The sequence below is a fragment of the Alteromonas sp. KS69 genome, from assembly GCF_003989595.1.
Taxonomy (GTDB): domain Bacteria; phylum Pseudomonadota; class Gammaproteobacteria; order Enterobacterales; family Alteromonadaceae; genus Alteromonas; species Alteromonas naphthalenivorans.
On the sequence record NZ_PYHU01000005.1, the window covers coordinates 321542 to 347958 of the forward strand.

25 protein-coding genes are annotated in these 26417 nt (G+C 44.5%); 2 read left to right on the forward strand and 23 right to left on the reverse strand.

All coding sequences use genetic code 11. The annotated features are described in order from the left end of the window. The first annotated feature begins 126 nt into the window (after positions 1–126). Both C7Y69_RS04765 and C7Y69_RS04770 read left to right on the forward strand, forming a co-directional pair. Positions 127–1071, forward strand: a complete 945-nt coding sequence (locus tag C7Y69_RS04765) for a hydrogen peroxide-inducible genes activator (protein ID WP_013785074.1) — start codon at positions 127–129, stop codon at positions 1069–1071. A gap of 100 nt (positions 1072–1171) precedes the next feature. Next, complete coding sequence (locus C7Y69_RS04770; RefSeq protein WP_013785075.1) at positions 1172–2065, forward strand: LysR family transcriptional regulator; 894 nt, start codon at positions 1172–1174, stop codon at positions 2063–2065. Between the two features lie 14 nt (positions 2066–2079). On the opposite strand, the gene C7Y69_RS04775 is transcribed toward C7Y69_RS04770, so the two are convergent. The 23 genes from C7Y69_RS04775 to fliN form a co-directional block, all read right to left on the reverse strand. Continuing rightward, a complete protein-coding gene (locus C7Y69_RS04775; RefSeq protein ID WP_126871964.1) occupies positions 2080–4101 on the reverse strand; it encodes a methyl-accepting chemotaxis protein in 2022 nt (673 codons plus the stop codon). 543 nt (positions 4102–4644) lie between these two features. Next, the gene (locus C7Y69_RS04780; protein WP_126871965.1) at positions 4645–5241 is read right to left on the reverse strand and encodes a DUF938 domain-containing protein; all 597 of its coding nucleotides are present in this window, start codon (positions 5239–5241) and stop codon (positions 4645–4647) included. Continuing rightward, the gene (gene metH, locus C7Y69_RS04785) at positions 5234–7858 is read right to left on the reverse strand and encodes a methionine synthase (protein ID WP_126871966.1); all 2625 of its coding nucleotides are present in this window, start codon (positions 7856–7858) and stop codon (positions 5234–5236) included. Before metH ends, C7Y69_RS04780 begins: the two co-directional genes overlap by 8 nt. Before the next feature lie 8 nt (positions 7859–7866). Then, entirely contained in the window at positions 7867–8934 is a 1068-nt protein-coding gene (locus tag C7Y69_RS04790) for a homocysteine S-methyltransferase family protein (protein ID WP_126871967.1), read from the reverse strand. Positions 8935–8937: 3 nt separating this feature from the next. Further along, complete coding sequence (metA, locus tag C7Y69_RS04795) at positions 8938–9876, reverse strand: homoserine O-succinyltransferase (RefSeq protein ID WP_013785080.1); 939 nt, start codon at positions 9874–9876, stop codon at positions 8938–8940. A 100-nt stretch (positions 9877–9976) separates the two neighbouring features. After that, entirely contained in the window at positions 9977–10417 is a 441-nt protein-coding gene (locus C7Y69_RS04800; protein WP_013785081.1) for a DUF2802 domain-containing protein, read from the reverse strand. Between the two features lie 89 nt (positions 10418–10506). Continuing rightward, entirely contained in the window at positions 10507–10998 is a 492-nt protein-coding gene (locus C7Y69_RS04805) for a chemotaxis protein CheW (protein ID WP_013785082.1), read from the reverse strand. Beyond that, complete coding sequence (locus tag C7Y69_RS04810; protein ID WP_013785083.1) at positions 10973–11824, reverse strand: chemotaxis protein CheW; 852 nt, start codon at positions 11822–11824, stop codon at positions 10973–10975. Before C7Y69_RS04810 ends, C7Y69_RS04805 begins: the two co-directional genes overlap by 26 nt. Positions 11825–11830: 6 nt before the next feature. Beyond that, a complete protein-coding gene (locus C7Y69_RS04815) occupies positions 11831–12595 on the reverse strand; it encodes a ParA family protein (RefSeq protein WP_013785084.1) in 765 nt (254 codons plus the stop codon). A 71-nt stretch (positions 12596–12666) separates the two neighbouring features. Further along, complete coding sequence (locus C7Y69_RS04820; RefSeq protein ID WP_013785085.1) at positions 12667–13797, reverse strand: chemotaxis response regulator protein-glutamate methylesterase; 1131 nt, start codon at positions 13795–13797, stop codon at positions 12667–12669. Between the two features lie 30 nt (positions 13798–13827). Further along, complete coding sequence (locus C7Y69_RS04825; RefSeq protein WP_126871968.1) at positions 13828–16044, reverse strand: chemotaxis protein CheA; 2217 nt, start codon at positions 16042–16044, stop codon at positions 13828–13830. Positions 16045–16056: 12 nt separating this feature from the next. Continuing rightward, positions 16057–16821, reverse strand: coding sequence for a protein phosphatase CheZ (locus tag C7Y69_RS04830; protein WP_126871969.1), 765 nt, complete (start codon positions 16819–16821; stop codon positions 16057–16059). A gap of 34 nt (positions 16822–16855) precedes the next feature. Beyond that, entirely contained in the window at positions 16856–17239 is a 384-nt protein-coding gene (gene cheY, locus C7Y69_RS04835) for a chemotaxis response regulator CheY (protein ID WP_013785088.1), read from the reverse strand. Between the two features lie 36 nt (positions 17240–17275). Beyond that, positions 17276–18007, reverse strand: coding sequence for an RNA polymerase sigma factor FliA (locus tag C7Y69_RS04840; protein ID WP_013785089.1), 732 nt, complete (start codon positions 18005–18007; stop codon positions 17276–17278). Continuing rightward, positions 18004–18870: a MinD/ParA family protein gene (locus C7Y69_RS04845; protein WP_126871970.1), complete on the reverse strand. Its 867-nt coding sequence runs from the start codon at positions 18868–18870 to the stop codon at positions 18004–18006. The genes C7Y69_RS04840 and C7Y69_RS04845 overlap by 4 nt, the downstream gene beginning before the upstream one ends. Next, on the reverse strand, positions 18867–20258 hold the full coding sequence (flhF, locus tag C7Y69_RS04850; RefSeq protein ID WP_013785091.1) for a flagellar biosynthesis protein FlhF: 1392 nt from the start codon (positions 20256–20258) through the stop codon (positions 18867–18869). The genes C7Y69_RS04845 and flhF overlap by 4 nt, the downstream gene beginning before the upstream one ends. A gap of 29 nt (positions 20259–20287) precedes the next feature. Continuing rightward, on the reverse strand, positions 20288–22387 hold the full coding sequence (gene flhA / locus C7Y69_RS04855) for a flagellar biosynthesis protein FlhA (protein WP_013785092.1): 2100 nt from the start codon (positions 22385–22387) through the stop codon (positions 20288–20290). Between the two features lie 210 nt (positions 22388–22597). Continuing rightward, positions 22598–23728, reverse strand: coding sequence for a flagellar biosynthesis protein FlhB (flhB, locus tag C7Y69_RS04860; protein ID WP_126871971.1), 1131 nt, complete (start codon positions 23726–23728; stop codon positions 22598–22600). Between the two features lie 18 nt (positions 23729–23746). Next, positions 23747–24526, reverse strand: a complete 780-nt coding sequence (fliR, locus tag C7Y69_RS04865) for a flagellar biosynthetic protein FliR (protein ID WP_126871972.1) — start codon at positions 24524–24526, stop codon at positions 23747–23749. A 1-nt stretch (position 24527) separates the two neighbouring features. Beyond that, positions 24528–24797: a flagellar biosynthesis protein FliQ gene (gene fliQ / locus C7Y69_RS04870; protein WP_013785095.1), complete on the reverse strand. Its 270-nt coding sequence runs from the start codon at positions 24795–24797 to the stop codon at positions 24528–24530. Positions 24798–24805: 8 nt separating this feature from the next. Then, positions 24806–25564, reverse strand: coding sequence for a flagellar type III secretion system pore protein FliP (fliP, locus tag C7Y69_RS04875; RefSeq protein ID WP_013785096.1), 759 nt, complete (start codon positions 25562–25564; stop codon positions 24806–24808). Continuing rightward, positions 25557–25976: a flagellar biosynthetic protein FliO gene (fliO, locus tag C7Y69_RS04880; RefSeq protein WP_013785097.1), complete on the reverse strand. Its 420-nt coding sequence runs from the start codon at positions 25974–25976 to the stop codon at positions 25557–25559. Before fliO ends, fliP begins: the two co-directional genes overlap by 8 nt. A gap of 28 nt (positions 25977–26004) precedes the next feature. Continuing rightward, positions 26005–26406 (reverse strand): flagellar motor switch protein FliN, encoded by a 402-nt coding sequence (gene fliN / locus C7Y69_RS04885; RefSeq protein WP_013785098.1) that lies wholly within the window; start codon positions 26404–26406, stop codon positions 26005–26007. Between the last annotated feature and the right edge of the window lie 11 nt (positions 26407–26417).

Sequence of the window (26417 nt, forward strand, 5' to 3'; positions counted from 1 at the left end):
TGAATAATTATTTTTTTACTGTCTGCACCAGTGTCACCTGATAGATTAATAGTTTAATACACTAGTTCGTGATAGCCTACACCTATCAAGCGTGAGAATTAAAAAAATTAAGGCGACGTAATAACCATGTTACTGAACGGTAAAACTCCATCTATTAACCAAATTCGTTATTTTGTTGCAGTAGCTAAATACTTAAGCTTTCGTCAAGCAGCCACAAGCCTAGGTATTAGTCAGCCTACTTTAACGAGTCAAATTAATGCCCTTGAAAACAGTTTAGATTTAGTCTTATTTGAACGTTCAAGAACTGGCACCTTATTATCGCCTCAAGGCAAAGCGCTACTCGAAGCGGCGGAAGAAGTACTTCAAGCGAATCACCGTTTCAATGAAATAGCACGGGATCTGGCTGAAGGTGAAGTGGTTACTTTCCGCCTTGGTATCCCCCCTACGCTTGGTCCTTACTTGTTGCCCCATATTTTACCCGAATTGCATCAGCGCAAGCCAGGGCTTCGATTCTACGTGCGAGAAGCTGCACCACAGGCACTACAACATGGATTGCTGCACGGTGAATACGACTTAATTATCTCACCACTTTCCAGTGAATATTCGCAGCTTATAACTGAGCCTCTGTTTAACGAACCGCTTAAATTCGTTGTGCCTTCTGATCATAAGCTTGCCGGAAATGCCTTTGTTCGCCCTGAGCAAATTGCTGGAGAAAAAGTACTCACGCTAGAAGATAGACACCACTTTCATCATCAAGTGCAACATATTTGCGATGAAATTGGCGCAGACCTGCAACGAGACTATGAAGGAACAAGCCTAGATACACTGCGACAAATGGTAGTCATGGGTATGGGCGTTGCATTTTTGCCGGGGCTATATATACATTCAGAGTTGCATCACCCTGAAGCACTTCACGTTTGTGAAATAGAGGGTATGCCTATTGAAAGGCAGCACTCCTTGGCATGGAGAAATACCGCCCCGGGGCGCAAGACCTTTAGAGAAATTACCTCTGTGATAAGAGATATTATAGGTAATCGACTTTCCACTGCGGTGGAAGTTATTAACGATTAATCACTTGTCTAGATATTATCGCGAGCTACCCCATGTTCATGACACGATTGATAAAAAAAATGGTATATTTGCGTTAATACATGAACAAAATTCATAAATTATGATTGAACGTCAGCACCTTAAAATAATTAGCGCTATTCATAAACACGGCACCATGACGGAAGCTGCCAAGTCGTTGTTCGTTACTCAGTCAGCGCTTAGTCATTCGATGAAAAAGCTTGAAGCAAGCTTTTCGTTGCCACTGTGGCAAAAGGAAGGGCGAAGGTTAGTGTTAACCCAAGCTGGCAAAAGCCTGGTTGGGCTTTCTCAGCGAGTGCTTCCTCAATTCGAGCATACCGAAGCACAGCTTCGCCGTATGGCGGAAGGCAAGCAAGGTATATTGCGTATTGGAATGGAATGTCACCCTTGCTTCGAATGGTTGTTAAAAGTGGTTGCACCGTTTTTAAAGGCCTTCCCCGATGTAGACGTTGACGTAAGACGGGCCTTTTCATTCGGTGGCTTACAAGCCTTACATGGCTACGACATCGATTTATTACTCACGCCCGACCCATTACATTTAGATACAATAAGTTACACCGGCGTATTAGATTACGAACAAGTATTGGTGATGCATAATGAGCACCCTTTGGCTGAATGCGCCTATATCACACCTGCGCAATTAGCCAATGAAGTGGTGATCACTTATCCGGTAGAAACCAATAGACTGGATATTTTTTCAGGTTTCCTTACCCCTGCTGGGGCAAGCGTGAAACAACACAGAACCATTGAAACCACAGAAATTATTTTGCAAATGGTGGCAGCGGGGCGCGGTGTTACCGCACTACCTAAATGGTTGGTTGATGAAGCGAAAGAATCTGCGGTGTTAACGTATAAGCCCTTAGGTGAAAAGGGCTTACAGAAAACCTTATATTTGGGTCACCGAAAAGAGGTTGACCCAATTGGGTTTGTTGACGAATTTATCTCGTTAGCCAAAGCAACCGTGCGGCCTCAATAAGTACTTATAGGTACTTAAATTTTAAACTGCCCTACCAAATCATTTAACTCAGTTGATACACCGCTAAGCTGGGTTGCTTCAACCGCCAGTTCTTCTGCGTGTTGGCTTGTACGATCGCTTAAACCTGTAATTGCCACCAAAGATTTATGAATATCTTGGGCGACTTCAGTTTGTTGCTCAGTAGCATGGGCAATATGCGTGCTTTGTTCATGCACGGTGCCTATCGCTTGATTGATTTGCTCCAACGAAGTCACCACTTTAGCGGTTTTTTCAACGCCACTTTGAGAAAGGCCCTTGCCTGTTTGCATAACTGAATCAGTTTGCTCTGCCATATGCTGCAAACGCTCTACCATTTTACGGATATCCGTGGTGGACTCTTGCGTACGACTGGCAAGAGAGCGGACTTCATCTGCAACGACAGCAAATCCTCGGCCTTGCTCACCAGCTCGAGCAGCTTCTATGGCAGCATTTAGTGCAAGTAGATTAGTTTGATCAGCAATACTGTTAATAACATCGATTACCGCGCCAATGTTATCCGATTCCTGACTTAACCCACTCACCACTTCCACCCCTTGGTCGATGGCTTCGGCTAAAGAAGTGATTTCAGCCATGGCGTCTTTTGCTTGTTGACTACCTTGAGTAACAATAGCTTCTGCTCGGTTAGCCGCTTCACTAGAGTGCGCCGCATTTGTTGATATTTCCACGACTGTGGCGGCCATTTGAGTAACCGCAGAAGATACATTATCAACTTGGCTTCGCTCTTGATGAATTTCTGCACTGGTACTTTGGGATACGTCTCGTAAATGATCAGCTGCATCGGAAACAGCCTTAGTGTTTAATGCCGTTTCCGTTAACAAACCTCGGAGCTTGTCGGTAAAACGGTTAAATTCTACCGCCAATGCTCCAATTTCATCTTTACTAGTAATGTCTAATCGTTTTGTTAAATCACCGTCGCCACTAGCGATATCCGCCATTGCAACACGCATTTTGGTTAACGGCTGAGTGATTTTTGCACTGGCTACATAAGTGATAAGTGCAATAAGGCAAATAATCGCTAGTGCCACAATAACTGCGGTAGAAATAGCGTTATTAATTGGTGCCGCTATAATACTCGCGGGGATCAAAATACCTAACGACCAATCCATCGTAGGGTTATCAAGCTTAGCGTGCCTGAATATCGCCACGTATTCTTCACCTTGCCATATTACTGACACTTGCCCTGATGATGTCGACGCTATCTTTCTCGACAAGGCACTAAAACCCTTAGTATCACTAAATACTGAATCAAATGACGTTAACGACGAGCTCAGCGGGAGCGGTGTGGTTTGCTTTGGAAAGTAAACAATGTTTTGGTTCTCATCCAGTAGGAACGCAGTACCTTGACCTTCAAACCGAATATTGTCGATAACCGACCCTATGGTACTGATAAGAATATCAATGCCACCTACGCCTATCAGCCTACCGTTTTGATAAACAGGTGATTGTACTACCGCTGACACACTGCCATCCTGCGAATCTACCGCGGGAGGGGTAACGTAAAGCTCTCCCTTGCTTACCGCCGTTTGGAACCAGGGTCGTTTAGATGCAAAGTAGCCTTTATTCACATCTCCAGCATCAGGGCCGCTTTCATCAACCCCAACACGCCCTTGCTCAAAAAAGTACTCACTGGTAGCGGCAGATGCAAAAAAAGCCGACTTAATATTAGTGTCTTGGCTACTTATATTGTCAAAAACAGTGTAAACAGTGGCGGCGTCAGACAGTTGGGCTTCACTGGCACCACGACGGGTGTGTTGTATAAAGAAATCTTTAAGAAAAGGGTTACTTAAAAAGGTTTTGGCTACACCACCATAGAGGGAAAAAAAAGCTTCCACTGAATCGGCTTCGTTAGCCACTAGTGCTGCAACTTCTTGTTCTACTTGGTGCCTCGTACTATCACCAACTATATTCACCAAAAAGAACGCGGTGATAAGCAACATAACTGCAATGCTTCCCCCCACGATCAACATAAACTTCTTCTGAAGGGACAATGAACTCATGATTACTACTCTATTTGTTTTTTTATTTTAGTCGCGCGCAATAGATAATGAACATCTGGCGCTTAATATCGTCCACTCTCTTAAAATAGTAAAAGGCGCTCCCTTCCACTTTACTCATAATAATCAGTGCATTATTACTTTCCAATACAAGCGAGTCGATTTCAACTCATATTTAACGCAAAAAGCCAATTCAACTAAAGTTTAAAAAACAGATTAGATATTTTTGTTTATTTTGCACACAAGTTAGCTTTAAGTGGTTAAATTTACTGCAATCAATGAAGGGAAGTCGATACAAAAAGCTGTAAGCTGTAAGCTGTGATGTCAGTAAGAAATGCTACAGTGAATAAAACACTGATAGAGAATAAAGCCAACAGAGAATGAGATGCTGAAAACTGATTAGAGTAATAACAGAAGATAGGTCTTCGAAAATTTCCAAAATTTTTAAACTATTTCGAAACGACTTCAAGACTCTTTTAAAAATACAAGATGAACAATACAGCCACGACCAAATACATCATGGCTGTATGCGGAAAAACATAAGGGTTACGGCTTATGCCACCCCAATAACAAGTTATTGGCCGGCATCTTATGTATTTCACGCAGCACTAAGTCATTACTCCATGCTGTCAGCTCGCTGATATCACGATAGCCACCATATCCACGTTCGATAAGTGATTCATGAAATACTCTGTTACTTTCAGAAGAGAATTCGCCGCCAATAGTAAAGGGGCCATATTGACAAAAAACACCACCCGAAGGTAAGTATTCACTTACTGATTTCATCAACAGTTCAGCTTCATGACGCTGCATAATGTGGGCGGTATTAGCACTGTAGATACCTTGAATGGGTAGCGATGGAAAGCTGTCTTTACCTATAGTTAACGCCACGGGCTTTGTGACATTGGGTAACGAAGCTTCTTCTAACCAGGCTATAATACCTTCATGATAGTCAGGTTGGTCGCTACAATACCATTGCAAATGCGGCAAGTTTTCAGCGAAATATACCGCGTGCTGACCTGTCCCACTGCCAACTTCTAATACGCCTTTACAATTAGCAAACGTGCGATTAAGCACAGCTAAGATTGGCGCTTTATTGTTTTCGCACGCTTGGCTAAACGGCTTTGAGAACGACTCAGTCATGTAAATTAGGCCCCAACCATTTCTCAGCTTCTTCCAGTATCCAACCTTTGCGCGTGGCATAGTCTTCCACTTGGTCTTTTTGTATTTTAGCCACGGCAAAGTATTTACTTTGAGGGTGGGAGAAATACCAACCCGACACCGCCGCACCTGGCCACATGGCGTAGCTTTCGGTTAGTTTCATGCCGGTGTGTTGTTCCGCCGATAATAAATCCCAGATAAGCTGCTTCTCGGTATGCTCTGGGCACGCGGCATAACCTGGCGCAGGGCGAATACCTTGGTACTTTTCACGAATAAGGTCGTCATTGGTTAAGTTTTCACTCTCGGCATAGCCCCAATACACTTTACGCACTTGTTCGTGAAGGTATTCGGCAAATGCTTCGGCTAACCTATCGGCCACGGCTTTCACCATAATACCGTTGTAGTCATCACCAGCTTTAATGAAGCTATCGGCTAGCTCATCTTCACCTATTCCGCCTGTCACTGCGAAAGCACCGATATAATCATTAATACCTGATGATTTCTCTGCAACATAATCGGCTAAGCAGTAGTTAGCAAATTTATCTTTTAAGGTTTGTTGACGAAGATGATGCGCTACACCTTGCACTTCTGAGCGCGACTCATCGGTATACACTTCAATATCATCATCTACGCGGTTGGCAGGAAATAAGCCAATAACCCCTTTAGCGGCTAATGAGTTGTTAGCAATAATGTTATCTAGCATCTCATTAGCATCGGCGAATAAGGATCTTGCTTCTTCCCCAACGACTTCATCTTCTAAAATTCGTGGGTATTTACCAGCCAAAGACCAGGTTAGGAAGAAGGGCGTCCAGTCGATATACGGACGCAGCGTAGCAATATCTACATCCACTGGCGTTACGCCTAATTTTTTAGGGGTTACCGGTGCTTCTGTAAAATCTGGCGTGAAGGCATTAGCTCGCGCTTGCGCTAAGGTCACAGGCTTACTTCGAGGCTTCTTACGAGCATGCTGATCGCGTACTTTGTCGTATTCTTTTGCCAGTTCTTCGGCGTAAATATCTCGAGAGCCACGATTAAGTAGTTTTTGACACACGCCAACAGCGCGACTCGCATTGGGTACGTAAACCACAGGCGCATGATAGTTTTGCTCTATCTTCACCGCAGTGTGTGCTTTGGAAGTAGTTGCGCCGCCAATTAATAACGGTAAGTCGAAGCCTTGACGCTCCATCTCTTTTGCCACATGCACCATTTCATCAAGTGAAGGGGTAATAAGGCCAGAAAGGCCAATCATATCTACGTTTTCATCTTTTGCCACTTGCAAGATAGTGGCAGCGGGCACCATCACCCCAAGATCAATCACTTCAAAGTTATTACATTGAAGTACAACGCCTACAATGTTTTTACCAATGTCGTGAACGTCGCCTTTCACGGTAGCAAGCAATATTTTGCCATTGCTCTTAGTACCATCGGATTTTTCGGCTTCAATGTAAGGCTGTAAATGAGCCACGGCTTTTTTCATTACCCGCGCCGATTTTACAACTTGAGGCAAGAACATTTTGCCTTCACCAAACAAGTCGCCAACAATGTTCATGCCGTCCATCAACGGCCCTTCAATTACGTGTAGCGGGCGCTCGGCTTGAAGGCGGGCTTCTTCAGTATCATCAATGATGTAATCGGTAATGCCTTTTACAAGCGCATGGGCCAAACGTTTATTCACGTCTTGCTCTCGCCAGCTTAAATCTTCTTTTGCCGCTGCTTTACCGTCGCCTTGATAGTTAGGGGCAATATCAAGCAAACGCTCCGTAGAGTCACTACGGCGGTTAAGAATGACATCTTCTACCGCTTCGCGAAGCTCCTTTGGTATTTCATCATAAACTTCAAGCTGCCCCGCATTCACAATAGCCATATCCATACCAGCACGAATGGCGTGATACAAAAACACCGAGTGCATCGCTTCGCGAACAGGGTTGTTACCTCTAAACGAGAACGATATATTAGAAAGCCCCCCCGAGATATGCGCATAAGGGCAAAGCTCACGAATTTTTCGGGTTGCTTCTATGAAGTCTACGGCGTAGTTATCGTGCTCTTCTATACCCGTTGCTACCGCAAAGATATTCGGGTCAAAGATAATGTCTTCTGGCGGAAAGCCGATAGACTCTGTCAGTAATTTATAACTGCGCTGACAAATCTCTACTTTTCGAGCTTGCGTATCGGCTTGGCCTTTTTCGTCAAAAGCCATGACTACCGTGGCAGCACCATAACGTTTGATTTTTTGTGCTTGGGCAAGAAAGCTTTCTTCGCCTTCTTTAAGGCTGATTGAGTTTACAATCGCCTTGCCTTGCACACATTTTAGCCCCGCTTCAATCACTTCCCATTTTGATGAGTCAATCATAATAGGAACCCGACTGATATCGGGCTCGGACGCAATCAGGTTTAAAAAGGTAACCATGGCCTGCTTGGAATCAAGCATGGCCTCGTCCATATTGATATCGATAATTTGCGCGCCGCTTTCCACTTGCTGGCGGGCAACATCAAGAGCCGTTTCATAATCGCCTTCAAGAATAAGACGCTTGAAACGTGCTGAACCGGTAACGTTAGTACGTTCACCAATATTAATAAATGTAGAAAATTGTGCGCTCACGCTGCCTCCTAATGTACAAACGGCTCAAGGCCAGACAAACGCATTTTGGGTTCGAACTTAGGCACTTTTCTTGGTGCTATGCTGCTTACCGCCTCGGCAATAGCACGAATATGTTCTGGCGTACTGCCACAGCAGCCGCCCACAATATTCACTAAACCTGATGCTGCCCATTCTTTGATATGCTCGGCCATTTCAGGCGCTTCTAAATCATATTCGCCAAACTCGTTGGGTAAACCCGCATTGGGGTGAGCAGAGACAAGGCACTCGCTAATAGTTGAGACTTCTTCAACATATTGGCGTAACAAGTCAGGCCCCAAAGCGCAATTTAAGCCAAACGAAAACGGGCTAATGTGGCGCATTGAATAATAAAAGGCTTCAGAGGTTTGCCCCGAAAGCGTTCTGCCTGAGGCATCGGTAATGGTGCCTGAAATCATCACTGGCAAATACTTACCTAGTTTTTCGAACACGGTTTCCACGGCGAAAGCTGCCGCTTTAGCATTTAGCGTATCGAAAATGGTTTCAAGCATAATCAAATCTACGCCGCCTTCGATTAGCGCTTCGGTAGACTCTGTATAGGCTTCTACTAAGGCGTCGAAAGTCACGTTGCGCTTACCTGGGTCGTTAACATCAGGAGAGATAGACGCAGTACGATTCGTTGGGCCTAATACACCAGCGACAAATCTGGGTTTATCAGGGGTTTTCGCTGTGAACTCATCAGCGGCTTTTCTGGCTAATTTAGCGGCAGCAATATTGATGTCTCTAGACTGCGCTTCCATGTCGTAATCGGCCATGGCTATTGTGGTAGCATTAAACGTATTGGTCTCAACGATATCGGCGCCAGCTTCAAAGTAATCACAATGAATTTGATAAATAATATCCGGCTGTGTAATGGCTAAAAGGTCGTTGTTGCCTTTCACATCACAGTGCCAATCGGCAAACTGGGTACCACGGTAATCTTCTTCTTCCAGCTTATGCTGCTGGATCATGGTTCCCATCGCACCATCTAATACAAGAATACGTTGTTGTGCAGCGCGTAGCAGTGTTGCTTGGGCGCTAGAAACTGGATGTTGACTCACGCGTTACCTCTTTGGCTGTGATTTTTCAGCTAACTGATTTAAGTCATATGGCGTTGTTTGGTAAACATAGTAGTTTAACCAGTTCGTAAAAAACAGACTCCCGTGGGAGCGCCATCTGACGATAGGTGGCTTGGTCGGATCGTTATCCGTAAAATAGTTTTTGGGTATAGACGGTGTCTGCCCTGCCTTTACGTCTCTAAAATATTCATCGCCAAGGGTATCAGCATCGTATTCTGGATGCCCCGTAACAAACACCATGCGCTTATCTTCTGAGGCGACAATATAAGCGCCTACTTCTTCAGACTCTGCCACCACATGCAGTCCATCTACACTATTGTAATTCGCGGTATCGATATGACCATAGCGAGAATGAGGCGCATAGAATACCGGGTCGAAGCCACGCAATAATTCATTATGGGGGTCGTTTACTTTGTGCTCGAACACGCCTGAAAATTTTTCTTTGCGCAGCGTGCGGGTAAAGTTATAAAAATGGTACATAGCAGCATGTGCAGCCCAGCATAAATATAGCGTGGAGTTAACGTGACGCTGTGCCCATTCTAAAATGGTAGTCATGGTATCCCAGTACTTTACGTCTTCGTATTTCAACAATGCTAGAGGAGCACCAGTCACGATAAGCCCATCGTACTTTTTGTCTGCCACTTGTGAAAAGTCGTGATAGAAAGCATCCATGTGAGACTGAGGGGTATTTTTGGGTGCCTGACTATCGATGCGAATAAAATCTACATCAATTTGAAGTGGCGTGTTGGAAAGTAATCTCAACAGCTGTACTTCAGTCTCAATTTTATTAGGCATCAAGTTTAAGATACCCACTTTAAGAGGACGTATATCCTGATTCGCCGCCCTATTGCTCTCCATGGTGAAGATGTTTTCGCCCAACAACACATTCTGCGCAGGCAGTTGTTCTGGTATACGAATTGGCATAGAAGGCTCCAGTCATAAGTTACTATGACTGTATTGTGGCAATTACCACACAGATGTCAACATCTTTACGTCTAGACGTCTAAACGGACGTTTAATTACATTACCCAGAAGGGGATTGTTTGTGTACCATAAATAACATTTCTGCTTCGGCACGAGGAATATCACAAGCCTCCATCACTTCCTCGATACTAGCGCCTTGCTTTACTAACTCGGCCGCTCGCTGATAAAGCCTTAGGGAGGGATCCTGGAGTTTTAGTTCACGAATCTGATTTTCGAAGTCATCTTGTTTAGTTTGAAGGGCTTGTAGATGGCGAGTGACCACTAAGCTTCTGGTTTGTGCTTCATTTTGTTGATGACCAAAATCTCGAATTTGGGTATCCATGTCATCGGTTCTACGCGTTACCAGGTCTTGCAGTTCGCTTAATGCCGCATGTGTTTTTCGCTCTTTAAACGTCAGCCATATTGCAAAAACACCAAGTGCTATCACAAGCGCAAGCAATATAAGTTCGTTGATTGTTGGAGCAATAAACTGCAGATCCATATGCGAAGAAGCCTTAATTCGTACCTATGTAAACCGGAAATAAAAAAGGCAGATAACTTAGTTACCTGCCCTTTAGACGTGTAGGTTGACTAAATTGAACTTAGTTCATCCCACTCTTCGTCACTTAAAAGCTTGTTTAAATCCACGAGAATAAGAAGCTCACCGTCTCGGTTGCTTACACCTTGGATAAACTTAGCACTTTCTTCAGTACCCACGTTTGGCGCACTGTCAATTTCAGACGAGCGAAGGTAAACCACCTCAGCCACGCTATCAACAAGTATACCCACGACTTGTTCATCAGACTCGATGATCACAATACGGGTATTGTCCGTTATTTCTGTTGGTGGTAATCCAAAACGTGCACGTGTATCTATGACCGTAACAACATTACCACGTAGGTTAATGATACCTAGTACGTAGTCAGGTGCGCCGGGTACAGGTGCAATTTCAGTGTAACGCAATACCTCTTGTACTTGCATTACGTTAATACCGTATGTTTCCTCACCTAAGCGGTATGTCACCCATTGAAGGACTTCATCGTTACTATCGGTGGTATTACTGTTCGTTCTTTCGTCGCTCATGAACCTGGCTCCCAATACTCGGTGTCTGGTCGTTACTGCCTAAGCCTTTGTTAAGCATAGATATTAATTCGTTAACGTCAATTAACGCGCACATTTTCTCTTTAACCATCCCCGCTAACCAGGGACGCTTACCGGTAGACTCACGCCATTTGACGTCAGCTTTTGCCAAGGTGACCGTGTTAACCAGTTTCTCACTGGCCAATCCCCACGAACTATCCCCTAACATAATAAGATATCGGTAGTTCAATGACTCTGCGAGACTCTCATCATACTTTTCTGGCATGACCCATCTTGCAGAATCTACAACGCTAAGCTTCTCTTCGCGATGTATCATTACCCCCATGAACCAATCCGGCTTCCCAAATAGAGGGCCTATCTTTTCAATCTGATGTATACCACCTAGGGTGGTTAATGGCACTGCTAATGTTAACCCTGCCACTTCAAAAAATAATGCCTGAAAATTATTTTCGAGGCTGTCGACCAACAATGCTTTTTCTAAAGGTTGCTCCTCTTCTGAAGAGGCATCGACTGATTCAGCAGTCTCATTATCTATTTCATTGTAGTCGCTTTTTTCGTATTGCGTAGTTTCTTCGACATCTTTGCCTGTGCTAGATGACACTGCTTCAATAATGGCTTCTTCAACCACTACTTGTTCAGTGGTAGGTGCTTCATCAAATGTGGCTTCTTCGGCTAACGTTTGCACCGCTTGCTCAAGCAATTTTGCCGTTCGCGCAGTCACGTCTGCCGGATCATCTGGCTCTTTTAATAGGCTATCGAGATAAGCCTCTACAACGTCTTCCCGTGCAAAAGGTCCTTGATTGCTCATCTAACTTTACTTCTCCAAAACCTCAAGTAACTTGCTATAAGCCGTTACCCCTCGGGTTTTCGGGTATGCTGCGGAAATTGGCAACTGTACTAAACTCGCATCTCTAAAATGCGTATCTACGGGAATTACACCTTGCCAAACCCGCTCTCCATAATCGCTCATTAAACGCTTTCTAGATTCAAGCGCCGCGTTAGTGCGTTTGTCGAACATAGTAGGAATAATCACAGTGTCAAAAGACTTTTGAAGAGAGCGCCCCATTATTTCCATAGTGCGTATCATTCTGTCTAAGCCTTTCAGCGCCAAATACTCTGTTTGTGTCGGCACTATCACTTTATTGCATGCTGCCAATGCGTTGACCATAAGTACACCAAGTACTGGCGGACAATCAATAATGACCACATCAAATTCTTTCTCTACTTTGGCCAGCGCTTTTTTTAGCACTAAGCCCATTCCTTGCTCGCTACCCATTGTTCTGTCTAATGTGGCTAGCGCCATGGTAGCGGGCAAAACGTACAAATTATCTAGCTTAGTTGGACACAAACAGTCCATGACCATATCGGCAGTAATTTCAGAAGACTTAATAAAAATGTCGTAGACAGATTGACTGAGTAACTCTGCGTCTATGCCAAAATAGTAACTCAATGAGGCGTGGGGATCGGTGTCGACCATCAATACCCGCTTCCCGCGTTGAGCTAACAAACCACCTAAGGTTACTGTTGTTGTTGTTTTACCAACTCCGCCTTTCTGGTTTGCAACTGTCCACACCTTCATCGTTTTAATTCCCAGCTTATATTTACTTGGGTTGTCATTCACTCACAGGCAATACTATCGCTGCGCTTAGGCTATGTCATTTCGGTTAAGATACAGCTGCTCATATCATCTATATCAATACTGTTAACCGATATGTTTGCAACAGCTACCGCTTGAGGCATGCCATAAACAACACATGAATCCTGATCTTGCGCCCAAATAGTGGCACCGTTGTCTTTCATCAACCGGCAACCTTCTCGCCCATCTGCACCCATACCAGTTAATATAATACCCAATAAATCGCCACCATAAGCTTTGGCCAGCGAACCGAAGGTTAAATCAACACTCGGCTTATAGTTTATTTTATCAGACGGGTTAGCGTCGGTAATTACTACTTTCTTATGAGAGCCTGAACTCTCTATCAACATTTGTTTACCGCCGGGCGCTAAATAAGCGCAACCTGGTTTCAATATGTCACCATGTTCAGCTTCTTTAACCGCAATATCGCAATGTGAATTAAGTCGCTGTGCGAATGCGTTAGTAAAAGTGCCTGGCATATGTTGCACCAACACAATTGGATAAGGAAAGTCTGATGGCAGTGCTACCAGTATCTTCTGCAATGCCACTGGTCCACCCGTAGATGCTCCAATTGCTAAACACTTATACCTTTTACCAGAAGCCTTAATCGAGGAAACGGTGGGCTGCCTCGTGGCATCTTTCCTTCCGCTAAGTAGATTAGAACTCTTGAAAAACGCTGGTTTCGGCGCGTTATCAGGAAACTTCCTACTTTCAATACGCTTTAATACAGGGCGTTTTATACCGACACCACGCCGTGCAATCAATCTTACTTTTGTACACAGCAGTCGTGCTGCGTCTTTACGGTCTTGGGCGATATCTTCGAATTTCTTTGGTAGAAAATCTAATGCTCCGGCTTCTAACGCATCTAGGGTCGCTTGTGCACCATGGTGCGTAAGCGACGAAAACATCAAAATAGGCACGGGCCGTTTTTCCATAATGGCTTTTACCGCTGAAATGCCATCCATTATCGGCATTTCCACATCCATTGTGACTACATCAGGTAGCAGTGTATCTATTTTATCTAGTGCATCTTGCCCGTTACGAGCTTCACCAATAACTTCAAGCTCTCTGTCATCGTCGAGAATCTCGCGAACTCGACGACGATAAAAAGTAGAATCGTCCACGACCAGGACTTTAAAGACCATGGATGTTAATTTCCTATTTGTTACGCCGTTTTACTTTAAGGGCTTTTTAGCATAACGCTTCAGTAAGCTAGGAACATCTAAGATGAGTGCAATTCCACCGTCGGATGTGATAGTTGCTCCCGCCATACCTGGCGTTCCTTGTAATAAGGCATCTAATGGTTTTATCACCACTTCTTCTTGGCCTATTAGCGCATCAACAACAAATCCAACTTGCTGGGTGCCTATTTGAACCACGACGACGTGACCTTTTTCTTTGCTTATATTTTTAGGTCCGCGGATCAACCATTCTCCGAGGAAGAACAGTGGTATCGCTTTAGAACGAACTATCATGGTTAATTGGCCATCAACCGTATTGGTTTTCTTGATGTCCATATTGATAATTTCGTTGACCGCACCTAACGGTAACGCGAACGTTTGTTTCCCAACCACAATCATTAGGGTCGGTAATATTGCAAGCGTGAGTGGGACTTTAATATCGAGTCGAGTACCTTTCCCAAGCTGGGAATCAATATTAATAGTACCGTTAAGCTGGTTAATTTTTGTTTTAACCACATCCATGCCTACACCACGGCCCGAGATATCACTAATCTCAGTTTTCGTTGAGAAACCAGGTGCAAAAATAAGATTGAACGCTTCAACATCAGACATACGCGCAGCCGCATCGGCGTCTAAAACACCTCGGCTTATAGCAATCTCTTTCAGTTTTTCAGCATCCATCCCCTTACCATCATCTTCAATGGTAAGTAAGATATGGTCACCTTCCTGAGAAGCCGATAATCTCACGGTCCCCATTCGGGTTTTACCTGTAGCAGCACGGTCATCAGGCATTTCAATACCATGATCCACTGAGTTTCTTACTAAGTGAACTAAGGGATCAGCCAATGCTTCTACCAAGTTTTTATCTAAATCTGTCTCTTCACCTTCCAATTCCAAGGTAATTTCTTTTTTCAAACTACGTGCTAAGTCTCGAACAACGCGAGGGAAGCGGCCAAACACTTTCTTAATTGGCTGCATACGGGTTTTCATAACCGCACCCTGCAAATCACCCGTCACCACATCTAGGTTAGCAATTGCCTTCGACATACTTTCGTCGGCATTGGTTATTCCTAAACTCAGCAAACGATTTCGTACTAATACTAACTCGCCAACCATATTCATAATTTGGTCTAGGCGCTTGGTATCAACACGAACTGTAGTTTCTGCTTGAGGAGGTGCTGGGGTTGCTTTTTTGTCGTCTTTCTTAGCCGCTGGTTTAGCGGGCTCTGACGCTTTTTTAGCTGCTGGACTAGGCGCTGGCGCTTTTGCGGCAGGCGTTGATTTAGCCGGCGTACTAGCGGCAGATTGCTCTGCCTTGGCTTTCTGAATTGCTTCTGTCGCCTTTTTATCTACGGGCGGCGTATTTGCTGCTGGTTCAGCACCTTGCGCTGTAGGGCCTTGTCCTGAACCATGTAATTGGTCAAGCAATGCTTCAAATTCATCGTCGGTAATTTCTTCACCGCTAGGCGCTGCCGCTTTCGACGCAGCTACAGGCGCTGGTTCTTCTTCTTTGAATTTACCTTTACCGTGCAATTCGTCTAGCAGTGCTTCAAATTCATCGTCGGTAATATCATCACCTGAACCACCAACCGCGGGGGCTGCCGCTTTTGGTTCTGCTTTCGCAGATTTACCTGGGGCATTTGAACCATGAAGTTCATCCAGCAAGGCTTCAAATTCATCTTCAGAAATCTCGTCGATGCCGCCATCGCTACTTGCGGCAGGCGCTTCAGGTACAGGCGCTTCTTCTAACGCGAATTCTTCTTCGGCAGCGGGGACTTCAGCCGCTTCACTACTGTCACCAAAGATGTTTTCGTCTGGGGTTTCTGGGGTGCTTAACTTATGCAGCAAATCAACTAACTTTGCGTCTGCAGGAATTAGTGGTTCTTGCGCTTTAACACGCTCAAACATATCGACTACTACATCGGTGGCCTGAAGAATGGTATCCATTAATTCAGGCGTAAGAGTACGTTGTCCGTTTCGCATTACATCGAAAACGTTTTCTGCACCATGGCAAATTTCAACTAATTCGGTAAGCGACAAAAAGCCGGCGCCACCTTTTACGGTATGGTAACCACGGAAGATAGCATTCAGTAAATCTGCATCTTCAGGATTATTTTCCAGATCAACGAGCTGTTCTTGTAATTGTTCAAGGATCTCCCCAGCTTCAACTAGAAAGTCCTGTAATATATCCTCGTCAACATCAAACGCCATGCGCCCGCTCCCCTAAAAACCTAAGCTAGACAAAAGATCATCTACGTCATCTTGGCCAGATACCACATCATCGCGTTGGTCTGCATCAATAATTGGACCTTCGGCTTCGACACTATCGATCTTGTTAACTTTTTCGACTTTCGCTTCCAATGGCTTGTCTTGCTCCGCCTGTTCGGGTTCACCGAACATCGTCAGCATATTAACTAAGCTATCTTCCACTTCTTTTACGAGTTCAATCACTCTGCGAATAACTTGACCGGTAAGATCTTGATAACCTTGTGCCATTAACACTTCGGTAAGCAATGATGTAAGCTTAGCTGATTGTTTCGATCCGTCTTTTAGCAATTCGTCTAAATCTGCACATAAAACTTTGAATTCGCCCAACTCAAGTTGACGATTCATCAGTTTCTTCCATTCCGGCATAATTTTTTCGATACGGGTAGAGAGCACTTCAGCAATTGGCATACTCTCTTCAACTGCGTCCATGGTGGTATTGGCAGCTTTTTCCGTTTCTTCGATAACGTACATCAGTCGCGTTTGCGCATCAGGAATGTCATCAACGGTTAAATTTTTAATACGTTCATCGATTTGGAAGTTATTCAACGAGTCATGAAGTTGACGCGTTAATTTACCCACTTCAGCAAAGAGCTCAATGGACTCTTTCATCGAAACAGCTTCTAAGACAGCGTTCGCTGATGCGTTATCGCCCTCTTCAAGATACGCTACCAATTTTTTGGCTTCTTCGAGCGTTATGGAGACACTTTCATTTGTCGACATCCAGTAAACCTCATTTCTCTGGTGAGCGTCTGGATCAACCTAAACGTTCGAAGATTTTATCTAATTTTTCTTTCAACGTAGCGGCAGTGAAAGGTTTAACAACATAACCATTCACACCAGCTTGCGCTGCGGCAACGATTTGTTCTTTCTTCGCTTCTGCTGTCACCATAAGAACCGGTAGGTGTTTCAACTTATCGTCGGCACGTATAGCGCGTAATAAGTCGATACCTTGCATACCTGGCATATTCCAATCTGTTACAACAAAGTCAAAATCACCTTGTTGTAGCATAGGCAGCGCGGTGTTACCGTCGTCCGCTTCCTGGATATTGGCAAAACCCAAATCTTTTAGCAGGTTCTTTATGATACGTCTCATGGTAGAAAAATCGTCAACCACGAGAATTTTCATACTTTTATCCAAAATAGCCTCCAATGAGGGGTTAATTGTTATTAATTTCTATTCTTCGTCAACTTGCCACGATTTCATTCGTGATTTGAGTTTTAACATGGCCTGACTATGAATTTGACTTACTCGCGATTCACTAACATCAAGAACTTCGCCTATTTCTCTAAGATTCAGTTCTTCATCATAGTATAAAGAAAGTACAATCGCTTCCCGTTCGGGTAATGTAGTAATAGCATGTGCTAGCGCTTTTTGGAAAGCCCCTTGCATCAAATCTTCTAACGGTGCGTCGCTGCCTCGGTTTTTTTCTGTAGAAATGACATCTTCAGAAACCCCAAGGTCTTCAATCCCCACCAATTTTCCGGCATTCACTTCGTTCAGCATTTGATGATAATCTTGCATGCTAACATTCATTTTAGCTGCAATATCTACATCTCGCGCGTCTCGGCCTGTTTCACCTTCAACTTGAGAGATGGCTTCTGTGATTGCCCTACCGTTTTTATGAACGGAACGAGGAGTCCAATCACCTTTTCTTATTTCATCAAGCATGGCGCCACGAATACGAATACCTGCAAAGGTTTCGAAACTTGCCCCTTTGGAACCGTCAAAGTTTCGTGCAGCTTCTAGCAGTCCAATCATACCTGACTGGATTAAATCATCGACAAGAACACTGGCTGGTAGTCTCGCCATTAAGTGGTGTGCTATCCGCTTCACTAGCGAAGCGTGACGCTCAACTAATTGTGACTTGTCTGTTTGCTGTTGATAAGCGGCTGCTTTGCTATTCAACGCTGACTTCCTACTGCTTTATCTGCTATTAGTTGCTCAATAAAAAATTCTAAATGGCCACCCGGTTGCGCAGGTATAGGCCATGATCCTGCTTTGGCTGCTAGCTGGCTAATCGCCACTGCTGCCGGAGAACTTGGATAAGCATCTACAATTGACGTTTGCTTACGTACTGCTCGGCGTATGTTCTCGTCAAAAGGAACTATTGCTACCAATTCTAGCGCAACATCTAAGAATCGCCCTGTTACTTTAGATAATTTGCTGAAAAGTTCCTGACCTTCTCTAACATCGCGGACCATGTTAGCGACCACTTTAAAGCGAAAGACACCGTGTTCTCGGTTAAGAATTTTAATTAATGCATAGGCATCGGTAAGTGAAGTGGGCTCATCACACACTACCACCATAATATCTTGGGAGGCTTTGGAGAAGCTTAGCACCATATCGGAAATACCCGCTGCGGTATCCACAATAAGCACATCAATGGGCGTGCGCAACTCGCTGAATGCTCTTATGAGTCCTGCATGCTGCGTTGGTGATAGCTCTGCCATTGATTGAGAACCTGATGTGGCTGGTGCTATTTTTATACCGTGAGGACCCGTAACGAGAACATCGTCCAAGGTACACTCACCAGATAATACGTGGGAGAGGTTTTTCTCTACTCGCAATCCTAGCATTACATCCACATTGGCCAGACCTAAGTCTGCATCCAATACCATTACCCGCTTTCCCTGCTTTGCCATAGCAATAGCTGTGTTTAGCGTAATATTTGTTTTACCAACGCCACCTTTACCTCCGGTGACGGCGATAACTTTGATTAATCGTGATTGCTTCATTTTTCGTAAGCTACTCGCTTGATCATCAATCATACTGCTCGTGCTGTTTTAACCACATTGTTACTAGTAGTATGATTCAAACCGTACTTTTTATAAAGCTTTGCAGCAGCAGATACTAAAGATTTTGCTTCTGCAATCTTAATGTCTTCAGGAACTTTCTGTCCATCTGTTACATAACTGACAGGTAACTGGTACTCCACCGCTGCGCTAAGCACTTCGCCTAGAGAGTAGCACTCATCAAGCTTTGTAAAGATACAACCGCTAAGTTCCACCCCTTCGTACGCATCTATAATACGTTGTAATGCAGCATATTGGGTATTCGCTTGCGCTACTAGGTATTTTTTCACTGGCTGCATTTGACCGTTATCAAATTGATTTATCTGTTTAATTAATCGACTATCTCGTTGACTAAAGCCTGCCGTATCAATTAACACTAGTCTCTTATGGCGTAATTGAAACAATAAATCTGATAATTCTTCACTACTTTGTGCTTTACGCACTGTGCAGCCAATAATTTTTCCATATGTGGCTAATTGCTCAAACGCTGCAATACGATAGGTATCAATCGTAATCATGGCAACGGAGTCGGCGCCGTATTTCTGTGCGTAACGAGCAGCTAATTTAGCAACTGTAGTGGTTTTACCTGTTCCGGTAGGACCCACTAACGCTACTGCGCCCTTTTGCGTAAGTATATCGTTACCTGTCACATTAATGCGATTAGCCAATAGGTTTAAAAGATATACCCAAGCGTCACGCTCGTTGTAATGCGACGGCGTATAACTAATCAGTTGCTCTGCCAATGATTGGCTTAACCCCATGTCGGTTAAACGCTGAATTAAATAATGATGTACAGGCTGCTGACGACGACTTTTTGCTTCCATCAAATCAGCAACTTGGTATTGAAGCACATTTCGTAGTGACGCCAACTCTTCTTTAATTTGAGATAATTCGTCAGACTGAGGAGCACTGCTGTTATCAATGCTTTCATTAAGACTTGACGCTTGATGGCTTGGGAATTCTGAGGCGACTTGACTGGCTTCTACATCGTCGATAAAGGCTTCTGAAAAGTCTAAGTGTGATGCAATTTTATTGGCATGCTGAGCGTTAGCACTAGGTGCTGAAGCTGGGCTTTGAATACTGCCACCATGTTGTTTTTCCAACAGCGCTTTTAAGCTATCTGGGCCATCATCACCGATGATTTCGCTAAGACTTGGAACAGCCGCTTTCGCTCGCCCTGCTGCACTAGGCGCTGGCTTTTTAATCGACAGTTTGGCTTCCGGTTCTTTATCGTAAGCGGCGACCAATTCGATACCGTCAGCAAGCTTTCGGTTTGACATGATAACGGCATCGCTGCCCAATTCCGCTTTAACTTGGCTTAAAGCTTCTCGCATATCTTTGCCAAAGAAACGTCTGATTTTCATTGAAAACTCTCCAATCACCCAGTGTCAGATTATTGACCGACCGAACTGACTATTTTTATCTGCTTATCGTCGGGTACTTCCTGATAGGAAAGTACATGTAAACCCGCGACCGAATACTTTAAGAAGCGAGATAGTACGGGGCGCAACATACCGGAAGTGAGAAGTACTGCAGGCTCACCTTCTAATTCTTGTTGCTGACTAGCTTGCTGCAATGATTTTTGCAGCTTATCGGCCAGTCCTGGTTCTATACCAGCGCCATCTTCGCCACCTGCTTGTAATGACTGGTGCAACATCTGTTCCAACTCTGGCGCCAAGGTTATGACGGGTATCTCTTTCGCACCTTGGGTAATTTCTTGGGTGATTAGGCGTTTAAGCGCAATACGTACCGCAGACACTAGTACATCTGGGTCTTGGCTACGCGGGCCGTATTCGCTCAAGGTTTGTACAATGGTACGCATGTCACGAATAGGCACTCCTTCAAACAGCAAGGTTTGCAGCACTTTAACAATGGTGCTTAACGGCAGAATATCAGGCACTAACCCTTCAACTAGTTTAGGATGCTGCTTAGCTAGCATATCTAGAAGCTGCTGCGCTTCTTCATGTCCAAGTAGTTGGTAGGCGTTGTTAGTCAGCAATTGACTTAAATGAGTAGCAACCACAGTAGCAGCATCAACCACGGTATAACCCAGTGTTTGCGCATGCTCACGCTTATTCGGTTTTATCCATACCGCATCTAAGCCAAAGGCAGGGTCTTTGGTTGCACGGCCTTCCAGCTTGCCAAATACTTGACCCGGATTAATCGCAAGTTCTTCATCGTGACTTATTTGCGCATCGCCAATAGTTACGCCCAACATCGCAATGGTGTATAAATTAGGTTCTAAATCTAAATTATCGCGAATGTGCACCGGTGGAATAAGAAAGCCTAACTCTTGAGATAACTTCTTACGCACCCCTTTGATACGAGTGAGCAGTTCTCCGCCCTGAGACTTATCTACTAAGGGGATTAATCGGTACCCGACTTCTAAACCGATGGTATCTACGTGCTGCACATCATCCCACCCAAGCTCTTTTATTTCGGGCGCAACAGTGTCATCTTTCACGATATTCGCTGGGGTTTTAGGTTTTTCTGCCTCGCGTTTAGCCGCAACACCCTGCCAATAAGCGTAACCAGCGATAAGCACTGAAAACCCAATAAAGGCCAAATGAGGCATACCAGGAATAATCCCCATGACAAATAAAACACCAGAGGCAATATAAAGGGCTTGGCTGTTACCTAATTGACTACGTATTTCTTTGCCCATTTCTTGGGTTTCGTTTTCACGAGTAACAATAATAGCGGTAGCCACAGACAGTAACAGTGAGGGTATTTGCGCCACCAAACCGTCACCAATGGTTAAAATGGTGTATACCTCGATGGCGTTACCAAAACTTAATCCGTGTTGAATCATGCCAATAAAAAGGCCACCCACAATATTGATAAGCATGATAAAGAGTCCGGCGACCGCATCACCTTTCACAAATTTTGACGCACCGTCCATTGAGCCATAAAAGTCTGCTTCGGCGGTTATTTCTTCTCGGCGAGCACGCGCCTGATCTTGGTCGATATAACCCGCATTCAAATCGGCATCAATAGCCATTTGCTTACCTGGCATGGCATCAAGCGTAAAGCGGGCACTTACTTCTGAAATACGCCCAGCACCGGCGGTGACTACTTTAAAGTTGATAATAAGCAAGATAGCAAAGACCACCACACCCACTGCATAGTTGCCGCCAATAACCACCGCACCAAATGCTTCGATAACCTTACCAGCCGCATCGCCCCCCTCATGCCCATAAAGCAATACCACACGGGTAGAGGCCACGTTTAGCGCTAAGCGCAAAACAGTAGCGATAAGTAATACTAGGGGAAAAATACCGAAATCAACTGGCTTTTGCGTTAATACTGCCACCAAAATAATGACTAAAGACAGGGCTATATTAAAGCTGAACAATACGTCGAGCAGAAATGGCGGCATGGGAAGAATAACCATGCCCATAATGGCAAGAAGAACAATGGGAGCGCCTAAGCCACTGGTAATGTTCTGCAGCTGACTTTTATCGAATCGCTGAAGGTAACCGGATAACTGCATTACAGGGAGTCTCTCTATCGGAAAATTGACGCTTAACGCTATCTTTCAATGAGTATTACAACTACCGTGCCAGCTTTATACAAAACCGATTAAACGTAAGTAGGAGGGGCGCAATTTACAGAATTACAATTAAGAGGGGCTCACTTTGAGCCCTGGCCTTAGCGATATCTTAGCCGTAATTTAGCGCTAATTTAGGCCAAAAGCAGCGCTCTAACGGCGTAGCTCTGGTGGTATGGGTAAATCACGTTTAAGCGGTTTGGGTCGTTTCCCTTTACCCGCTCTGTGTGCTTTTAACTGATAAACGTGGGCTAATACTTGCGCTACCGCCATAAACAAGGCATTAGGCACTTCACCGTCAATCTCAGTTGAGTAGTAAACGGCTCGGGCTAACATGGGCGATGGAATAAGCGGTACATCGTTAGCAGTGGCTATTTTACGAATATGCATGGCTAATTCATCGGTGCCTTTTGCCACAACGACTGGGGCACGATTACCACTGTCATCATATTTTATTGCTACAGAGTAATGAGTTGGGTTGGTTACCACCACATCGGCCTGAGGAACTTCTTGCATCATTCGTTTAGTGGCAGCTTGATACTGCAAGCGACGGATGCGCCCTTTTACCAAAGGATCACCTTCAGAGTTTTTACGCTCGTCTTTCACCTCTTGCTTAGTCATCTTAATTTCTTTGTTGTGCTTATAAATTTGATAAGGCACATCAATAAGCGCAATAGGTATCATGCCGCAAACCAACATGATAAAAGCCCATTTCAGCATATCTAACGCGTGAAAAATATTACCCGGGTACAGATCTAAATCAAGGTGCAGCGCTTCGTCTTCAAAAAACAGCAGTGCACCTAATGCCATCCCAACGATGACAACCACTTTGGCGATAGATTTAATTAATTCTACCAAGCCATTCATGCCAAACATACGCTTAAATCCACTAAGCGGACTCATTTTAGAGCCTTTAAATTTGGCACCTTCCCAGGTGAAGTTGTAGCCGCCTAACGCAATAGAGCCATATATTCCGGCTAACATGGCCACCGTCATATAAAGCAATACAGGTACACTGACTGTCGAAATTGCTTCACCCCATGCACCAAACATATGGGTGGTATCGTAGGTTTCATCTCGAGACAGAACAAACATGCGCTGCGTCAGCTTAAATACCGACTCGGCAATCCAGCCTCCAACGAACAAAAACATAAAGGCACTGACCACTAACACTAAGGTTGTGGATAGCTCTCGGGATCGGGCTATCTGCCCTTTTTTTCGGGTGTCTTCGAGTTTTTTCCCCGTGGGGTCTTCTGTTTTTTCGCTAGAATCTGAATCAGCCATGTATCACCTGACTTATTTTCATGGGCAAATCCTAAGAAGTTGACACATAAACTGCTCTGCCCGCAGCCACTGCGTTTCAAAATGCGCAGTAAAGTTATCTAGGGTTATCCAAATGATGAGCAACCCCATCACCTGGGCAATAGAAAAGCCGATACTGAAAATATTAAGCTGAGGTGCCGCTTTGGTCATTACGCCAAACGCTAAATTTACAATGAGAAGGGACACAATGGGCGCCAATGACAACGTAATCGCTGAGATAAACATCCAACCGCCCCAGTGGGCAATTTCCCTAAACTGCTCCCCTGTCCACCATGCTTCTCCTATTGGGAACGCATGAAAGCTCAACACAATCATGTGGATCATCGCGAGATGCCCGTCTAAGGTCCAAAAAAGCAAGGTAGCTAGAATTAAGTAAAATTGGCCTACGGCTGGCACGTTAATACCATTGACGGGGTCTACGATTGAGGCGAAACCTAAGCCCGTTTGCATCGCGATAATTTGCCCAGCCAGTACAAAGGTATTTAGCACCATCATGGAAACAAACCCGATAGCGACACCAATTAACAACTGCTGAATGCCAAGAATGAATGTACCTAGATTCACTAAATCATCAACAGGTGCTGGCGGCACTACCGGCATGATAATAAGGGTCAGCATAATACCTAGCAAAGCACGAACTTGCGGAGGAATAGATTGTGCACTTAAGCCAATCATCGCCACAAACAGGCCACTAATGCGCATAAAAGGCAGCATTAAATCAGCAAGAAACTGATTGATGGTAGCCAGTTCAACGACCATATTAACCGACAACCTGAGGTATCATTTCTACCATGTGGAAAGTGAAGTCCATTAACTTTTGTACTAGCCAGTTACCACCCCAGCTAAGCGCTAGTAAGGTAACAAGTAAGCGCGGCAAGAAACTCATGGTCTGCTCGTTAATTGAGGTAGCAGCCTGAAACACGGCTACCACTAACCCTACAATAAGACTTGGAACAATAACCGCAGACACCAGAACGATAACCATAAACATGGCTTCGCGGAGTATTTCAACAAAGACTTCTGGTGACATAAGCCCTCCTACACACCCATACCGAAGCTGGTAGCCAGTGTGCCAAATATTAGATTCCAGCCATCAACTAACACAAACAACATGAGCTTAAATGGCAGTGAAACAATCATGGGCGACAACATCATCATACCCATGGCCATCAATATTGAGGCCACTACAAGGTCGATAATAAGAAACGGAATAAACAACATAAATCCGATTTGGAACGCGGTTTTTAGCTCGCTGGTCACGAACGCAGGAATAAGGATAGTTAGCGGTACTTCGTCTGTATCTGCATATTTCCCCTCATCACCAGCAATACGCACAAAGGTTTCTAAATCTTTCACCCGAGTTTGCGACAGCATAAAGGCGCGCATAGGCCCTTTAGCTTGCTCTATGGCATCCAAACTTGTCATTTGTTCCGACAGATAAGGCTGCAATGCGCGTTCATTAATTTCTTCAAACACCGGTGCCATAATAAACATAGACAAAAACAAACTCACCCCAACCAAAATTTGGTTAGAAGGAGATTGCTGCAAACCAATCGCTTGGCGCAAAATTGATAACACCACTATGATGCGGGTGAACGAGGTCATCATCATGATGAATGCAGGAATAAGACTGAGCGCTGTCATGATAAACAGCGCTTGTAACGTCATAGTGTAATCTTGCGACCCATCGTCATTAGTCACAACGGTCACGGCTGAAATGCCTTGCTGTGCCAGTGCAGGCTCAGCAATCACCCAAGAAGCTAACACTACAAAAAATGCGGTCCAAAACTTACGCATCGTTTTTATCTTCCTTTATTGAAGGGTTCAGCTTACCTGCCATGGCGGCAACCAGCTTTTGTTTAAATGCGTCACCGCTGCCTTGCTGCCCATTTGCCACTGGTGTGTCCAAGTGCTTTTCAAGTTTACTTAAATGGGAAATATTATGACTGGTCACGCCCACTAGGTGCTGTTCATCGCCCACCTGAATAACCATTATTTTTTCTTTAGTGCCTGCCACCATACTGGCGACCACCTTCATTTGCCCACTACCCATGTTACCGACATTAAACCGACGCATGAGGTAAGCAAGCGCAAAAATAATTCCAACCACTAAAAGAAGTGATAGAAAAATTGACACTACAGAGGTGGGGTTAGTGATTGATTGGGTAGATTGCGCATTCACTACTTGCGTAAATATAAGGGGCAGCATTGCGCAACCCCTTGCTATGTAAGAAGATTTATCGAAGCTTCTTGATTCTCTCGATTTGACTAATAACATCCGTTAACCGAATACCGAATTTATCGTTGACCACTACTACTTCACCATGAGCAATCAACGTGCCATTTACCAATACATCTAATGGCTCACCAGCAACTCGGTCCAGCTCCACCACAGATCCCTGGTTCAACTGTAGCAGATTTCGGATACTTATTTGACTACGCCCTACTTCCATCGAGATAGTGACTGGAATATCCAAAATGGTATCCAGCTTCTTTTTCTCTTCTTGGGTTATGGGTGTGTCGTCGGTTAATTCGTCGAGTTCTGCAACCTGAACATCATCATTTTCCTGATCGTCAGCCTCAGAATCGGCTTGCTCCGCCATGGCGGCAGCCCAATCGTCCATACCGTCTTCACTCATGGGATATTCCC

What these genes read in the sequence shown, in the direction of transcription:
- C7Y69_RS04825 (WP_126871968.1), bottom strand. Translation starts at nt 16,044, where the DNA reads ATGGCGTTTGATGTTGACGAGGATATATTACAGGACTTTCTAGTTGAA.
- C7Y69_RS04775 (WP_126871964.1), bottom strand. Translation starts at nt 4,101, where the DNA reads ATGAGTTCATTGTCCCTTCAGAAGAAGTTTATGTTGATCGTGGGGGGA.
- C7Y69_RS04800 (WP_013785081.1), bottom strand. Translation starts at nt 10,417, where the DNA reads ATGGATCTGCAGTTTATTGCTCCAACAATCAACGAACTTATATTGCTT.
- flhB (WP_126871971.1), bottom strand. Translation starts at nt 23,728, where the DNA reads ATGGCTGATTCAGATTCTAGCGAAAAAACAGAAGACCCCACGGGGAAA.
- C7Y69_RS04830 (WP_126871969.1), bottom strand. Translation starts at nt 16,821, where the DNA reads ATGTCGACAAATGAAAGTGTCTCCATAACGCTCGAAGAAGCCAAAAAA.
- C7Y69_RS04780 (WP_126871965.1), bottom strand. Translation starts at nt 5,241, where the DNA reads ATGACTGAGTCGTTCTCAAAGCCGTTTAGCCAAGCGTGCGAAAACAAT.
- C7Y69_RS04805 (WP_013785082.1), bottom strand. Translation starts at nt 10,998, where the DNA reads ATGAGCGACGAAAGAACGAACAGTAATACCACCGATAGTAACGATGAA.
- fliN (WP_013785098.1), bottom strand. Translation starts at nt 26,406, where the DNA reads ATGAGTGAAGACGGTATGGACGATTGGGCTGCCGCCATGGCGGAGCAA.
- metA (WP_013785080.1), bottom strand. Translation starts at nt 9,876, where the DNA reads ATGCCAATTCGTATACCAGAACAACTGCCTGCGCAGAATGTGTTGTTG.
- flhA (WP_013785092.1), bottom strand. Translation starts at nt 22,387, where the DNA reads ATGCAGTTATCCGGTTACCTTCAGCGATTCGATAAAAGTCAGCTGCAG.
- C7Y69_RS04815 (WP_013785084.1), bottom strand. Translation starts at nt 12,595, where the DNA reads ATGAAGGTGTGGACAGTTGCAAACCAGAAAGGCGGAGTTGGTAAAACA.
- fliP (WP_013785096.1), bottom strand. Translation starts at nt 25,564, where the DNA reads ATGCGTAAGTTTTGGACCGCATTTTTTGTAGTGTTAGCTTCTTGGGTG.
- C7Y69_RS04770 (WP_013785075.1), top strand. Translation starts at nt 1,172, where the DNA reads ATGATTGAACGTCAGCACCTTAAAATAATTAGCGCTATTCATAAACAC.
- fliR (WP_126871972.1), bottom strand. Translation starts at nt 24,526, where the DNA reads ATGGTCGTTGAACTGGCTACCATCAATCAGTTTCTTGCTGATTTAATG.
- C7Y69_RS04810 (WP_013785083.1), bottom strand. Translation starts at nt 11,824, where the DNA reads ATGAGCAATCAAGGACCTTTTGCACGGGAAGACGTTGTAGAGGCTTAT.
- C7Y69_RS04765 (WP_013785074.1), top strand. Translation starts at nt 127, where the DNA reads ATGTTACTGAACGGTAAAACTCCATCTATTAACCAAATTCGTTATTTT.
- fliO (WP_013785097.1), bottom strand. Translation starts at nt 25,976, where the DNA reads ATGCTGCCCCTTATATTTACGCAAGTAGTGAATGCGCAATCTACCCAA.
- flhF (WP_013785091.1), bottom strand. Translation starts at nt 20,258, where the DNA reads ATGAAAATCAGACGTTTCTTTGGCAAAGATATGCGAGAAGCTTTAAGC.
- C7Y69_RS04845 (WP_126871970.1), bottom strand. Translation starts at nt 18,870, where the DNA reads ATGATTGATGATCAAGCGAGTAGCTTACGAAAAATGAAGCAATCACGA.
- fliQ (WP_013785095.1), bottom strand. Translation starts at nt 24,797, where the DNA reads ATGTCACCAGAAGTCTTTGTTGAAATACTCCGCGAAGCCATGTTTATG.
- C7Y69_RS04820 (WP_013785085.1), bottom strand. Translation starts at nt 13,797, where the DNA reads ATGGTCTTTAAAGTCCTGGTCGTGGACGATTCTACTTTTTATCGTCGT.